General features: G+C 63.7%; 9 protein-coding genes and 1 pseudogene. 1 reads left to right on the top strand and 9 read right to left on the bottom strand.

Translation table 11 applies throughout. The features are described from left to right. Positions 1-12 precede the first annotated feature (12 nt). From V5E97_RS11485 to V5E97_RS11525, 9 genes are all read right to left on the bottom strand, one after another. Positions 13-1,164 (bottom strand): hypothetical protein, encoded by a 1,152-nt coding sequence (locus tag V5E97_RS11485; protein WP_406699461.1) that lies wholly within the window; start codon positions 1,162-1,164, stop codon positions 13-15. A gap of 222 nt (positions 1,165-1,386) precedes the next feature. After that, a complete protein-coding gene (locus tag V5E97_RS11490; RefSeq protein ID WP_406699462.1) occupies positions 1,387-2,535 on the bottom strand; it encodes a hypothetical protein in 1,149 nt (382 codons plus the stop codon). Between the two features lie 245 nt (positions 2,536-2,780). After that, positions 2,781-4,106, bottom strand: a complete 1,326-nt coding sequence (locus tag V5E97_RS11495; RefSeq protein WP_406699463.1) for a CHAT domain-containing protein — start codon at positions 4,104-4,106, stop codon at positions 2,781-2,783. Between the two features lie 33 nt (positions 4,107-4,139). Next, entirely contained in the window at positions 4,140-5,606 is a 1,467-nt protein-coding gene (locus V5E97_RS11500; RefSeq protein ID WP_406699464.1) for an esterase/lipase family protein, read from the bottom strand. Between the two features lie 1,521 nt (positions 5,607-7,127). After that, on the bottom strand, positions 7,128-7,613 hold the full coding sequence (locus V5E97_RS11505) for a choice-of-anchor Q domain-containing protein (RefSeq protein ID WP_406701148.1): 486 nt from the start codon (positions 7,611-7,613) through the stop codon (positions 7,128-7,130). Positions 7,614-8,115: 502 nt separating this feature from the next. Continuing rightward, positions 8,116-9,241, bottom strand: a protein-coding gene (locus V5E97_RS11510) for an IS3 family transposase (protein ID WP_406699465.1) whose coding sequence is annotated in 2 segments (ribosomal slippage) — positions 8,116-8,971 and positions 8,970-9,241 — 1,128 coding nt in all. Because the reading frame shifts where the segments join, the coding sequence is not laid out codon by codon here. Between the two features lie 1,084 nt (positions 9,242-10,325). After that, positions 10,326-11,780, bottom strand: coding sequence for an AAA family ATPase (locus V5E97_RS11515; RefSeq protein ID WP_406699466.1), 1,455 nt, complete (start codon positions 11,778-11,780; stop codon positions 10,326-10,328). 131 nt (positions 11,781-11,911) lie between these two features. Then, positions 11,912-13,249, bottom strand: a complete 1,338-nt coding sequence (locus V5E97_RS11520) for a P-loop domain-containing protein (RefSeq protein ID WP_406699467.1) — start codon at positions 13,247-13,249, stop codon at positions 11,912-11,914. Between the two features lie 36 nt (positions 13,250-13,285). Beyond that, on the bottom strand, positions 13,286-13,546 hold the full coding sequence (locus tag V5E97_RS11525; protein WP_406699468.1) for a hypothetical protein: 261 nt from the start codon (positions 13,544-13,546) through the stop codon (positions 13,286-13,288). Between the two features lie 133 nt (positions 13,547-13,679). Between V5E97_RS11525 and V5E97_RS11530 the strand changes: the two are divergent. Next, positions 13,680-14,893: pseudogene (locus V5E97_RS11530) on the top strand (ISL3 family transposase). Positions 14,894-14,912: the final 19 nt, after the last annotated feature.

Here is a 14,912-nt window from a genome sequence, read left to right on the forward strand (position 1 = left end):
GCGGTCGGCCGCTCAGCCATTCCCGCCCGGCCGCCCACCCTGATCGCGTCGCGTCACGATGCCCGTGACCTGTCCCCCGGCTTCGATGGTTCCGACATTCTGGACGACACTCTGGACGATGCACGGTCCGCCGCGGGTATCTATTAAGACTCGTCGGTAGCGGTCGACGAACTCCGGCGCGACGTCATGGCCAAGGCCGAGCACGTCCGCCACGGCCCCCCGGAGGTCCGTCCGCCCGGCCAGCAGAGGCAGGAGCCCGAATTCGGCCCGTGGAAACTGCGGCACGACCTCATCGAAATCGGTGACCACCGTTCCGCCGTGTGCCTTCTCGACGTAAGCCTCCAGGATCCACTCAGCCGCGTTTCTCTCCCCATCCTTGTTGGCCGGGTCGAACGTATCGTAGGTGACATACATCCCATGCTGTTCTTGGACCACCCCCTCGAACGAGGCCGCCACGCTGACGGCGTATTCAGTGACATCCTGGCGCGGACTCCGATGCGGAGTCAGCTTATCCACGTGAAGGTACAGGAGCGGAATCTCGCGGTGCGACCGGAACAGCGTCACCGCGTTCTCGTCCACATATCGCATCTCTCCGCCTAGGGTGGCCGGGACGCTCCCATCCTTGAGCAGGCGTGGCATGAGCCTACCGAACATCGACCGCGGCAGCAGGACAGGGAAGCCCTCGTGGCAGACCCCGGTGGACGACGCGGTCATGAAATAGTACTCCCCCTTGCTCGTGCCGACGGAGACGACTCGCGGTCGCAGGCGAACACAGCCGACGCCACCCAGGAGCATGTGCAGCTTCCCGTATGGGCTGTAGCTGACGCGGCCGTCGATGATTAGGTCGGCCTGCCGATCGGCTTCCTCGCGGTGGCGACGGCCATCCTCGGTGTGGTACTTGCCGGGGATCAGCGGGAACCACTCGAAAAGGTGGAACTTCTCCAGCGTGACGCGTCGAGTGTCGTGGATCTGACGGCACCGGAACTTTTCCCAGGTCTCCTCGTTGCTATCCGTGTGCAGGCTGTTGTCGCCGGATGCCCCACAGTGCCGACCGGCGACCACGTAAGTGAGGTCGGCATGGCGCTCGAGGACCTCCGCCAGCCCTGAGGGGTAGACCTGCTCGCAACTGCGACCGGATGATTGGATCGCCTTCCGTCTGGTCAAGACCGTCCTCCCTCTGAATCGATGGCAGCCACCCCAGAGGTAGGCTTGTCCTTGCCAGTGCCGGGCCCTCTAGCAACAGGAGGGGCCGGCACCGAGACCGCACCACCCGGACGATCGCGATTTCCCGCATCGGACCGCGCCTCGTGAAACCGCGCCGTGGCGGCCGCACGCGCCCGGGCAGCCCCGGAGCCCGCCGAGCCCGACTGCGAGACTGCCGTCGGATTACACCTCCATCGCCCGTTGCACGACCGAGCGCACCCCGACGACGAAGTCCATTCGACCCGAGTCACCGGTGCGATACCAGTCGAGGTAATCGCCGCCGGCGTAGACCGTGTAGCCGATGAGGGCGACGTAGGCGGTCGTGAGGCTCAGGGGGCCCCATGGGGGTGCGAGGCCCAGGATCCAGGGACGGCCCCAGGCCAGCCCCTTGACGACCTGCGATAGGACGTTCGTCTGCTGGTGAAACCGCGCGCCGAGTGCCTCGAGCTGCTTGGCCGCTTCGTCGAGCCGGACGACGTCTACGCCGGCCGGGGCCACGTCGACGCGGCCCACCACCTCCTCCTTGAGACGGCCGAATTCGTAGACCCGATCAAGCAGCGATCCGAACGCGTCGGCCTGCTTCAAGCCCTCGACCCAGTCGGCGGCCTGAGCGCGGACACGCTCCCGGAGCTGGGGTCCGAGCGCCGCAAGGATCTTGTCCAACGCCTGCGCGACGAGCGCCACCGCCTTTCGTATCAGGGCCGATGAGGAATCGCCGACGGCTTTGAGCAACTCGTGGGCAGCCACGTTTGCCGCCTCCTTGAGCGGCGGGGACGGAACCTGCAATAAGCCGACCAGCGCCGCGCGGCCGGCCGCCGAGGCGTCGTCGCGGATGCACTGCAACGTCGCCTCGGCATCCTCCCTGAGCAGGCGCCGGGCTTCCTCGGGCCCGCTGGATCGGGGCCGTCGCTCGACGCCCATCCCGGCACCGGTGACGCCCTCCAAACCGACTCCGGCCGGCGCCTCGAGAATCGGGCGGAGCTCGGTAAGTATCCCCGGCGTGGCCGCACGTTCGACGCCTGCGGCGGCGCCGTCCGCCGCGGCGGTCGCCAGGTCGCTGGCCACAGCCAGGTCGATAGCGGCTGCTGCCAGCAGTTGGAGGCTCGCCAACTCGCGCTCACTGGGCTCGGTGTCGTCGCCAAGCCGCGTCGCGATCGACCGACCCAGCTCATCCGATCGCTCGACAACGACCCGGGCCCGCTCGGACAGGTCCTCCGGCCCGGCTGGAACGGACAAACCTCGCTCGGCGGCACCTGCCCCGGTTGTCACGTTGAGCGCGGAAATGGCTTCCAGATATGCCGCCGCCTGCGTCGGTCGCGGTGCAGAGTCCATCGGAGTTCGCCCCCTCAAGCTAAAGTAACCCCCGCCCCTGACGTATCATACCCTCAATTCAATTCAATAAGACCCCGGCCGGACCCGATCTGAGCACCGGCGCCGTCCCTACCCCCGACGGTCCCCATCGCGTCCCGTCGTTCGCGAACGGCCTATCCATGGCGCCGACGATCGAGGCCCTGCCTCGGCCCGGACGAACGTCGCTCCCTCGCAGATGGACGACCGATTGCGCCATTGCTGGCCAGTCAGCCGATCTCGTCGAATTCCATCCCCGTCGCCTCGCCGCCGGACTTGACGGTCCCCAGGTTCATCGTAGCTTCGGCGTTGCCCCGTAGCCTCTTGGCCTTGATCCCAGTGAGCTTGCCCTCGACTTCCTTGACATTGATCACGGCGCGGGCCAACACCGACTGGGTTCGACCGGCCTGCGCATCCTCGCCGGGAGGGGGGAACAAGACCCCGTCCTCGGCCCGCAGGTAGAGCACCGGGACGCCCCAGTCACGCTCCTCGGGAGAGGCGAGGTTGAAGATCGCCTGGCGCCCCTCGAAGACGGCCTCGTCGATCGTGGCCCCCGCGAGCACGCGGCGGTAGAGGTGGGCCGCTAGGAGGGAGGCGTTCGTATCCAGTACCTTGTACTGCATGGCGACCACGGCAGGGATCTGCTCGCGGACCAGGGCCGAGGCCACGCCCGTCCAGGCGCCGCCCTCGTCGCGGGCGGCCGACTGGCATGCGCCGAGGACAACGAGGCGCACCCCCGCGTTGCCCAGTTCGTTCGCCAAGACCTCGCTGCCGACCCGCTCGCCTGTGCCATCCTCCTTCTCCAGGACGATCTTGCCTCGACGCCGGACCCTGCCATCCTCGGCCAGATCCGCGCCCTCGAAGATGCCGTGGCCTGCGAAATGGAAGATGTCGCAGCCTTTCACCGTGGCGAGCAGCCTGGCGCGTGTGGCGTGTTCCAGGATGTCCAGATCCAGGCCACCGGACGCCTTCTCGTTCAGCTGCGCGACGGCGGCCGTTATCGCCAATTCATCCTTCTCGAGTTCGAGTTCTTGCTCGTCGGTCGGGCTGGCCAGTGCCAGGACGATGCGGAACTTTTCCTTGGGGCCCAGCGACTTCAGAGGCGGGCCGATTGTCTCGTAGCGGCTGATCGAGATCTCGCGGCGCAGAGCGAGGAAGTCCTGGGGGACCTTTTCCCCGCCGGTGCGGGGTACGAAGGCGAATTCCCAAGGTAGTGCCGCCAGGGGCAAGGGCTCGATGCGCAGCCGCAACCTTAGCCCCTCGTTCGCCTTGAGCGCCTGAAGGCCTGCGTCGAACAGCGCGCGGACTCGGCCGGACAGGAGCAATCCCGCAAGCCGCTCGCCGACGGTGATCAGCTCATCGCGGGTGATTCTCCGTCGCTCCAGTTTCTTGAGCACCTCGAAGTCGCCGGCCCGGAACACTGGCCGCTCGGCCTCATCGGCCCGCATCTCGCCGCCGGGCGACTGGCCCACGACGCGGACCCGGAACGCCCCGTCGGCGCCGAGGTCCGTCATCTCCAAGTCCATGTTCCGGTAGGTCATCGGCCGGTCTGGCATGCTACACTCCAATGCGCCTGGTCCGTCTAGTTCTCAATCCCCTCCCGCGTCCTCCACGGCGATCAGTTCCTCCAACTCGACGGCCGCCTCGTCGGGAGGCGAGACCAAGGCTTTGAGCTGATAATAGCCCTCGGTCGCCGGAGCAACCATTTCCGCCGAGTAGTGGCCCCCCGCCGCCTCGTCCTCCCAGAGCCGCACGACCGGGGCCGCGGCCGCAGCCCCGGCCGGCCCCGATCCCGGGAGAGGCCCGCGCCAGATGAGCCGGGACTGGACCACCGCACCCGAGACCGGGTTGCCGTCGTCGTTGCCGTGGATCGTGGCGCGCAGCGCGATCGGCTCGCCAGGACTGTAGGCGTCCCGATCGGGCGTGAAGGTGATGGTCAGGCGGCTCGTGGCCGCCGCGTCCCGCTCCCGTTCGGTCGGCAATCGGAACTTGTCCATCAGCTCCCATTGCAGGACTTCCAGGGCGAAGGGGTTGACGTAGATGTCTCCGTGATCGGCGACGACGGGGATCTTCTCCCGGGCTCCGGGATGGACGGCACTGCGCTCCGGGACCGTGCCGTCGCCGGCGTCCAGGGTCGCCCAAGCGATGTCGGTCCAGGACCCGCCCGCGGCCAGGCTCACCACACCTCCGGTCGGGGTGGGTCGCTTCCGGCCGAACAGGCAAATCGTCTCGACGCTCGTGGTCGTGCCCAGTTCCTCATTGAACCGACGGCCGTCGCGCAGGAGTTGCCGCTGACCTTCGTCGTGCAACCAGCCCGCCCCTTCGTAGAGATCGATCAGCTCGTTGTTGTTGTCCCGCAGGAAGGGATTCCGGTACGGCAGCAATTGGTAGCTGCACGGGAAGGTACGGAACGCCGCCCGCGTGAGCGTGGGGACGTCAAAGACGTTGAAACGCTTCCTGAAGAGGATGTAGAGCCCCTGGAAGAGCATCTGCAGAGCCCGCGGTGCGCCGTCCCACGGGGAGCCGAGTAAGAAGAGCCGTCCCACGCGGCCCTTGCCTCCCAGTTTCTCGATATACCAGCGAGCCACTAAGCCGCCGTTGCTGTGGGCGAGGATCCACGCCTTGGCGCCCGGGTGCCGGGCTTGCCACTGGTTGATGGCCGCCGCGAGATGTTGCGCCGAGATGCGGTTGTCCTGTCGCCAGTCGTAGGAGAAGGTGTACAGGGCAGGCCGTCCCCCCGTGGGCTCCACTGGATCGATCAGGTAGCCCATCCCCTCCAAGGCCGCGACGAGCCGCCCGTAGTGCTCCTGCTTGGCCCAAGGGGGAGCGAAAACGACCTCGTCCATGATCCCCGCGGGCTCCAGGTCCGGATTTGGGTAGGCGAGGGTCGCCAGCATGTTCTCGACCCAGGCCTTCCATTGCAGGGGATTGATCGGGACAGTCGAGAAGTCCACCCAGACGACCCGGCCGGTCTGCCGATCTCGGAGTCTGCTTCCCATGATTCCCGGGACGACGACAAGGAAATGGGGAGGGACGACGTCCCCTTGAATCGTCATGCGAGAGCCCCGACAAGTTGCGATGTTTAATCCGACACGTGCACCGTTCCGTCCGATGCTGGATGTCTTAGGTGTGAATAAATTTTTACCAGACGTCGTTCCGGTGTGCAACAACCCCAATACGAGACCTGCCACGTCGTCCGGGACACCGCTCCTCGCCGCATAACGCGACCGATTGATTTCCACTCGGGCAAGCCCGACGGGACTGCCTTTGGTCCCGCGCAAGACAACGTGCGAGCGGTCGTCTAGGTCAACCGGGAAGCTCGGAACCGGGCGGACCACCACGGGCAGATGCTCACTCCAGGCCGGCGACGAGAGCACGGGATGAGCCGGTCTCGAAAACTGGTGTTGTCTTGCACGCCTCGGTCGATCAGACCGAATCACGCAGGCGAACGAAATGGCTCAGAGGGCCGGGTCCGCTGTAGCGCGAGATTAGGCCCTGTGAGCTTACGACCAGATTCTATCGACGACGTGGGGGTGCCTTCCTCGAATCCAACCGTCCCATCCCCAGTTATTCCCATTGGCGTCCCGCCAAGCCTCGAGTTCGTTCGCTTCCTCCACGTACCCTGCAACGCGTAGTCGGCGGACGGCTTCGTCCTTCGACACGCGGTCATCTCCGGTACTCATAAGGTCCCCCAATCGCGGCCTAACGATGATTCGACAGAATCTCATCCGTCTGAATCGCCCGGATTTTCTGTCTAAAACCAATCACAATGTGCAACGTACCAAACCAGCGTGGGACGCAAGTTCTAATCTGCGACTGATTTAAGGTATCCAACCGGTTGGGCCGCCGTCAACAAAATGCCGGGTAAGTACAATTGATGTCAGACTCCTTGAATTAAGTCCGGAGAGAGCACCGGCGTCGCGACCCGAGGGACACTCCGGTCCGACTAAACCGACGCGTCCTTCGAGGTTGCCTCTGACCCCGCTTCGGCTGGATCGGCTTTCATGCTGCCGAAGCTTGTTCGCTTCTGAACGACTGTCACCCTCAGCCCGTGAGCGTGTACCCGCGCGTGAACGAGGACTCGCCGGGGGCGTTCCGAACTGCTCGCATTCTCGCACTGCGAACGCGCGGTTCAGATCCCGGAAGACCCCACCATTTTGTTTTACGTCAAACAAAATATCGGTGCTCTCGACTTCGACTTGTGCCCGCTCTGTTCGGGGGTAAGTTCCGGCAACCTTGCCGATCGTGAAGTCACCGGCCAATCGAGAACGGGGCGACGTGACAAGCGTTGTGTCCGCTTTCCGGCGGTTTGTGAGCTGTCAGGGATCTGGTGACGCCCTATCGACGAACCTCGACCACCGCCATCGCAGGACTTTGACGCCGTCACGTTCAAGGCAATTCGCCTCGGCGATGACGCCTATCCGCAGAGTCGCGGGTCGCCGCGATCATGTCCTGGGGTGGGTGTGATCGCCGATTGACATGCCAGGAAGAGATTGGTGCTCTTCCCAAGGCTCCAACGTCCCCGGAAGACCTGTCATCCGGTCTCGAATCCCGCCCTCCGGGACAGCCATGCCGCCTCATGCTTCCAGGAGCCTCTGGACGATCGATAAGCTCCGGATCGACGCCCTGGGCCGGAACCCGGCGACGGTGGCCTTCTCCGTCACAACAAAGCCGTCGCCGAGCGTGCTGGCGACGATGACCCGTCCCTGGGCGTCGATCCGGAGGTTGTCCGATGCAGGCCGGGCGCCGTGGCCGTTGGTGATCCCCGGGATCGCGAAGCTCAGCCCTTGGGCGGGATCGGGCGTGTCGGCCTGGACGGTGGCTGCCGAGTAACCCCGCTGGAGGAACAGCAGCGAGGTGGCCGGGAACGCCTGGCCGGCTCGGACGGTCGGGACCTGGACCTGGTCGGCGCCGAGGTCAACCTGGCCGTCGCCACGCTCGTCGGTCGTGACGTCGGCGAAGTCGAGGGCGACGGAGCCGATGTCTAGGGCCGGGCTGCCGGGCCGCAGGGAGTGGATGAAGGTTGGACCGCCGTTGTCTCGGGGCGGGCCGAGCCAGGGGATCCTGACCGGTGATGGGGTCGCTCAGGGCTGCGCTGAGGTCGTCCCCGATGAGGTTGTCGCGACGATGCCATGACTGGCTTGAACCCTGATGATCCCACTACGGTCCATGACAATTCCCACCGGTTGCCCCATGTTCCTCCAGCACCATGAAAGCGGATTGATAAGCCATCGAGGAACCACAGTTGGGGCGGTCGGCCGATCTGGCTCGTGTCGCGAGTGGTTAGCAACCTGGCGAGCGTGTACCTCGTCGAGGCCGTCGTCATCGGGGTGACGAGGCGGGGGCCAACAGGAACGTAGGCAACTTATGTCGCGGAGTCCAGTGGAAGTGGAACGACTACGACGAACCTGGTCCAGTCGACACCAACCCCTCCAAGCTGAAGGCCCTCTGGGTTGGTCGCGTGACGGTTGAGGGGAAGTCGTGGAAAGACTGGGTGAAGTGGTCCCCATTGTCCAGACCACTCGGCCCGGATTTTAAGTTATGCTTCGGCCCAGTTTTCCCCTCTCAAGGCCCGACCGGCTCGGCACCATGGTAGACCTCGGCGGGCGTGCGATAGGCCAAGCTCTGGTGCAAGCGCTCGTGGTTGTAAAACGCAAACCACCTTTCAAGGCCAGCTTCCAAATCTCTTACACTGCAATATGCTTTCAAATAAATGCACTCGTATTTAAGTGACCGCCACAGCCGCTCGACGAATACGTTGTCCAACGCCCTCCCGCGTCCGTCCATGCTCACGGCGATCCCTTCCGCCTCAAGGCGGCCGGTGAAGGCCCGCGCCGTGAACTTTACGCCCTGGTCGGTGTTGAAGATCTCGGGGCGTCCTCCCTCCAACGCCGCGTCCAACGCCTCCAGACAGAACCGGCCGTCGAGCGTGTTCGATAGCCTCCAAGAGAGCACGAACCGGCTGTGCCAGTCGATCACCGCCACCAGGAACATGAAGCCCTGGTTGAGCGGGAGGTACGTCACGTCGGTGGACCAGACCTGATTGCGTCGCTCGATCGTCACGTCTCGAAGCAAGTACGGGTAGACCTTGTGGTCAGGGTTCCGCGTCGTGGTTCGAGGCCCGGGATGAATCGCTTCCAACCCCATCAATTCCATCAGGCGACTCACGCGTTTGCGGTTGACCTCCTCTCCCTGTCTCGTCAGCCAGGCCGTCATGCGGCGGCTGCCGTTGAACGGCGTCTTGAGATATTGCTCGTCGATCCGCCTCATCAGGTTCAGGTTCTCGATGGTCTCCGTCGCCGGCTCGTAGTAGAAGCTCGACCGATTGAGCCCCAGCAGCTCACATTGGCGACGAACACTCCACTGAGGATGCGTGGATTCGATAAAGGCTCTTTTGGCCTCGACCTCACAAGGGAGATTTTTTTTTCACCCAGGCCAGCTCCATCTGGAGCCGCCCGATCTGCTCGTACAATTCGGTCTGGAGCTTTTCGTGGTCGGGACGGCGAGCGGCCGACCCGTTCTCGAAGAGGCCCTCCAGGCCGTCCAGGAGTTGCTTCTTCCACTGGCTGATCTGCACCGGGTGGATCTGGTGCTGCTTGGCCAGTTCGGAGATCGTCTTGTCCTGCTTGGCGGCTTCCAAGGCGACCTTCGCCTTGAACGCCGCCGAGGGTCGCTTGCGGATTTGTCCCATGCTTTGCCCTCAATAAGACCTCCCTCAAGGATAACTTACCGAGTGGTCCGAAATCTGGGGTCGTGCGTCGTGAACAGCGGACTCGGCATCCCTTTCTCAGAGAGGAGGACACTCGGGCAATCGTGTCCTGGGTCATCCGGCTTACCCGTAACCGATGAGGCCAAGGGGAACAGAGCCTGCCGGAGAAGCGGGGGGCGGACCGCCAGCGGGACGCACGCCCCGCGAGACCCGCGCGGCATGGTCAAGGCGACACTGCTTGAAGTCCAATCCCGGTCGGAGTCAGAATTCCCCTGTCACAACGCTGGTTAACGTGACGGCACTCGACGCGAGGGGCCTGGGCCCCGCCTCTCAACGTCCCACAACGAGGGACGCCGTGGCCCGCGAGTGCGACATCGGACGACGAGTCGGAGCGTAGGGATGAGTGGACGACCTGCACCGCGCTACCACGTGCCGGGTTCGTGCAGCACGAGATTGACCCTCGGGGGGCGACCCCCAGGGCAACGGAGTCTCCGTAGTAGTCGGGGGCCGGGAGAGCCGGCCACAGGGCGAAGGGAGACAGGTCACTTCGACGTCCAAGACTGAGGAGGTACGCGAGATGCGTGATGCCGAGACGGTCCTGGGCATCATCCGAGATCGTGGCAAGCACGTAGCGATCGAAGAAGCAAGTGACTGGAAAGCCGGATGACATCGAAAGAGTCACGTCCGGTTTGGCGGGGGGCCGAAGGGAAAGGGATCGTAAGATTACCTCACCGGCGGCCTACCCGACCACTATAATTCGTAAAGCTTGGGCCCGGGATTCAACTCGCCGAGGTGATTACTTCCACTTCGGCGAGCGACCAATTGGCAGGAAACCACCCTGAGTGATTCACGATTTCGTGGCGGGCCTTCTGGCGACCACGACATCTCGCACTCACTACCGACCCACGAAGCCGGCTGTGAGCCTCGTGATCAGGTCACGGTATTCGATCACCTTGCCGCCAACCATGGCCACTCCTCAAGACAAGGCGAGCGCCTTTGACCCAAGAAAGCAATCAGATCCCGAGCACGTGGGGTCCATTACGTTTGTCCCGCTGGTCCCTACAGCCTACCGAGACTGCGGGTCCGAAGGGTCTGCCAAGCCCACGATTTCCCCAATCACCTCCGGGGTTCCGGCTGCTAACACGTGGGAGAACAGATGTCGGATCGCGTATTCGTCATTCTTGATAGTTCCGAGTCGGCCTCCGTGATCAACCAGGAGAAGGTGTCGCAGGAGATGCTGGATCCCATACTCGTCGATTTCACCCCAGCGGTCCCGGTAAGAGCGCTGATAGGATGTCACGATGCGGCGGTGCATGCTCGCTGCGTCGATGTGATAATCCGTGTTTTCCGCGTCTTCCAACAGGAATTCCTCGAACGATCTGTGGAAGATGCGGAACGGCCCCTTCGGAAAGCCACTGAGATACTGAGCGGCGACGCGCAGGGCCAGTTCCACGTCTTGCCGGACGACGCGCTCGACCTGCTCCCGGCTGAGGCCAGCCCCCTGGGCAACCGCTAGAACGCCCAGCAAAGGTTGGAACACGTCATACCAACGGTTCTCGTTCCTGCCCAGTTCGCGGTTCAAGAACTGATGATAGAGTCCAGGCAAGCCGGGAGGGAGGCGAAGGGCCTCCAAGCCGATCGTGCCGGAATGACGCGGCAGGAGGTCATCCAGGATGAGACGGGCGTACAGGAAAATGCCCTGTGCCGCCTGCGCGATTCGGTCGGTAAGCAGCTCCCGGTCGCTGGGATTGAGTGTCTGTAACCGTTGGTAAACGTAGTCTCGAACGTCGTCGGAATCGGGAGGCGCATCTGCCACGAGGTTGATTGGCTTGGCCTCGGGGTACCACTTCAGGACCCGCGGGTCCGGTCGCGTCGTAAGAATGAGGCGCACCTGCTCGGGAAGGTCCGCCAGCCGCCCAAGGAGTTCCACGAGCGTGACGTCGCCGGTATATGTGAGTGCCTCATCCAGCGCGTCCACCAGCAAGATCAGGGGCTGATCGTAGCCCTCGTTGTACAACGTCTGGAGGGGCACCCGGAACAAGCGGTTGAAACTGTCCTCGCCGCTCAACTTGTCGAGGTTGAGGTTCTCCAGGAGGACGCCGACCATGCGCGAGCCCTCCGCGAGACTGCTGGCCTGTTGATAGACGGTGATGCTCACCCGGTCCTCCAAGCCGGTCCGCAGCGCCTTCCCAAACCCAGGAACGTTGTCCGAGAGTTGCCGGGCCACGTTCCGCGCAAACGCCCGTGGGTCTGTGGCGCCCCCCGCAGCATCACAAAAATGGGTCGCCCCAACCTGAGCAGCGAGGTGCTCGAGTTGCGAGGCATGGTCCGGCTTGACCGGCACGGATCCGGCACCGGCGAGCCATGAGAGAACGGTGCTCTTCCCGGTCCCTGCGTGTCCGGTGAGGAGAACCACCCGCTCTTTGCGACGGCCGAGCCATCCCAACAACAGGGGTAACAGCCAGGTCCTTCCGGTGAAGTGCTCGAGGTTGGTGGGGACCGTCCCGGGCCGACTCACCATCGGCTCACCTCCTGAGTGTGGTCGAAGGCACGTAGAAGTGGGGACGTGACCCTTCCGAACCAAGGGTCCTGGGATTGGTGCAACTCGCTTCCACCCAGAGCTACTGTCCCGTGTGCGAAAGACTAGCTCCGCTATTCAAGGCGTAGTTTGCGTCGGTAGTAGGCGACAAAGCGCGCGTGTTGATGCTTCGTATCGCAATAGAACTCACCGGCGCGGGTCGAATCCACCAAAAAGTCCGAGAAGGAGTGATGGAACAACGACCAGCTGCGCCGTTCTGGCGGCAGGGATTCGTCCACCGTCAAGATCTCGCGGAGGTTGGTTAACCGTCTTCGTATGGGCAGCACACTCGTGCCTACGAAGTCAGCCAACTGGCCCTCTGTCAGCGCCTCTCGGGCAACGGCCAGGGTTCCCAGCAGCACTTGGTACTGCCCGAGCCAGACGTACTCGTCCCGGCCCGCTACTCTCGCCAACAAGTTGCGATAGAACCCGGCGAGGGTCTGCGACATCCCCCGCAAGGACTCACGAGTTATCTGCACTCCACTGACTGCCAATTCAGACAAGCACGAGACCGCATGAAGAAAGCTCCCGCCGCACTCCTCCACGACGTCATGAGCACATTCGGCCGCGGAGTAGCCTGGCTCCAGGTTGCTGCCCAGTTGAGGATACTTGAACAACATGTGCAAGGCATACTGCTCAACGTCCTGCTGGGATTGGGAATGCCCGGAAGAGAGCGAGCATTCGACCGGGAGGGACGGCTGCAGGGGGCGCAGGGTCCAGGGGTCCGGGCGAGAAGTCACAAGGAAGCGGACACCGGCTGGAAGCGTGTCCGCCCGGGCGAGGAGGTTCGCGATGCCCACGGGGCCGCTGTAACGGCGCGCCTCGTCCAGGCCGTCCACGAGGACGACCACCTGTCTGTCGAAGCCTCGGGAGAAGAGCGACGCGAGTGGGTTCCAGATGAGGCGGTGAAAGGCCTCTTCGGGCGACATAGACGACAAGACGAGGTTCTCGATATAGACCCCGATCACTTGCGCCCCCGAGGCCCCGCCCTGAATCTGCCCGACGTTCACGGCAGGTGCTGGGACGTCCTGATTCCCGACGAGGCCCTCCGTGTATGCGGAGGGGAGTGTCCGCATAAACTGATCGGCCAAGGACTGGACGAAATGGAGAGGGTGGTTCGCCCCGCCCTGCCTGTCTGAACAGAAATGGACGGCACTCACGAAGCCGCGGGCCAGGGCCCCCAGACCCTCGGGTGGCGGGACGTCGCCCTGTGCGAACTGCAGCAAGCGGCCGGCAATGGCCGTCTTCCCGCTCCCAGGTGCCCCTGTGAGGAGAAAGAAGCGAGGGCCTTCGGGAAGGGCAAGCCAATCATTGATCGTCTCGAAGACCCAACCTCGCCCTGTAAAATCCTGCGTGGCCCTTTCGACGTAGGCCGAGTACTTGATTACGGACCTCAAGTCACTTCGAGACATCTTGATCCACCTGCAAGGACTTCATCGTTTTTGTCTCTATAGCAGTCTCAAACTCGTAGCGGCTGTTGTTGCTTGGTAGCGGCGTCTGAGAGTCATTCCGCCCCTGACGTTTACCTCGGCCGCCCCCGCGGCGTTGAACTCCTCCGACCCGACGAGCAGGCCCGACGCCCGGCTCTGGAGTTCGGGCCCAGCCACGAGCGCCCGGGCGGCCCGCTCAACCCGATCGGCGGCAGGCCTGAACAGGCCGCCGACTCCTGCTACGTATTCCTGGGCGACGTCAGCCAGCGCGCGGGGCATGGTCTATCTCCTTTCTCATCAGGTAATCGAACATTAAGGTTCTTCCGGCGGAAGCGCGCGCCCGGGTTGAAAATGGTGGACATGCTGATTCCACTTGGAGTTGCGTTACAAGACTCCAAACCGGGAGGTCAGCATGTCCACCAGCCTGTTGTATCACGCTTTCGGGGTTCGCGGCTACGAGTACACCCGCACCGACTACCAGGGAGGCCAAACGATCTTCACGATCCACCAACCTCCCGAGTCTTGCCGTTGCTCCGCCTGCGGCTCGCCCCAGGTTCATTCGCGCGGCCGTGTCGAGCGGCGATTCCGAACCGTCCCGATCGGCAGCCGCCCCAAGTTCGTGGTCTTGCCCATCCCGCGCGTCGAATGCCAGGTCTGTGGCCTGGTCCGACAGGTCGAGGTCTCCTTCGCCGATCCGCGGCGCAGCTACACCTCGTCCTTCGAGCGATACGCACTGGAGTTGGGTCGCCGTATGACCATCCGTGATGTGGCCCTGCACTTGGGCGTCAGTTGGGACGTGATCAAGGACATCCAGAAACGCGACTTGTCACGCCGCTATGCCAAGCCCAAGCTCAAACACCTGCGGCAGATCGCCATCGACGAGATCGCCGTCGCCAAGGGACACCGCTACATGACAGTCGTCATGGACCTGGAGAGTGGGGCCGTCGTGTTCGTCGGCGACGGCAAGGGGGCCGATGCGTTGAAGCCGTTCTGGAAGCGGCTACGGCCCAGCAAGGCTGTGATTGAGGCGGTCGCCATGGACATGTCGGCGGCCTACCGTGGGGCGGTGACAACGCACCTCCCAAGGCGACGATCGTCTTCGACCGCTTCCATGTCATCAAGCTGTACAACGACAAACTCTCCCAACTCCGCCGCGACCTGTACCGCGAAGCGACCGAGGTGATGCACAAGGACGTGCTCAAAGGGACACGATGGTTGCTGCTGAAGAACCCGGAGAACCTCGACGCGGAGAAGGACGAGAAGTCCCGGTTGGAGGAGGCGCTGGCGTTGAACTAGTCGCTGGCGGTGGCCTACTACATGAAGGAGGACCTTCGGCGGTTCTGGGAGCAACCGGGCAAGCGGTTCGCGACGGCGTTCCTCAAAGATTGGATCCGGCGAGCGGAGGCGTCGGGGATCAAGATGCTGAAGCAGATGGCGAAAACACTGGCAGGCCACCGCAGCGGACTCTTGGCGTACTACGACGCGATGATCACAAGCGGTCCGATGGAGGGGACGAACAACAAGATCAAGACGATGAAGCGTCAGTCGTACGGATTCCGGGACCCGGAGTTCTTCAAGCTGAAGATCCTGGCGATCCACGAGACGAAGTATGCCCTGATCGGTTGATCGCCAGCTCATTATCGCA

Origin of the sequence: Singulisphaera photorubra (assembly GCF_045290345.1) — a bacterium.
Taxonomy (GTDB): domain Bacteria; phylum Planctomycetota; class Planctomycetia; order Isosphaerales; family Isosphaeraceae; genus Singulisphaera.

Bases quoted from the DNA above. Each gene is read 5' to 3' on its own strand.
- V5E97_RS11490 (WP_406699462.1), bottom strand. From the start codon at position 2,535: ATGGACTCTGCACCGCGACCGACGCAGGCGGCGGCATATCTGGAAGCC.
- V5E97_RS11495 (WP_406699463.1), bottom strand. From the start codon at position 4,106: ATGCCAGACCGGCCGATGACCTACCGGAACATGGACTTGGAGATGACG.
- V5E97_RS11500 (WP_406699464.1), bottom strand. From the start codon at position 5,606: ATGACGATTCAAGGGGACGTCGTCCCTCCCCATTTCCTTGTCGTCGTC.
- V5E97_RS11515 (WP_406699466.1), bottom strand. From the start codon at position 11,780: ATGGTGAGTCGGCCCGGGACGGTCCCCACCAACCTCGAGCACTTCACC.
- V5E97_RS11520 (WP_406699467.1), bottom strand. From the start codon at position 13,249: ATGTCTCGAAGTGACTTGAGGTCCGTAATCAAGTACTCGGCCTACGTC.
- V5E97_RS11525 (WP_406699468.1), bottom strand. From the start codon at position 13,546: ATGCCCCGCGCGCTGGCTGACGTCGCCCAGGAATACGTAGCAGGAGTC.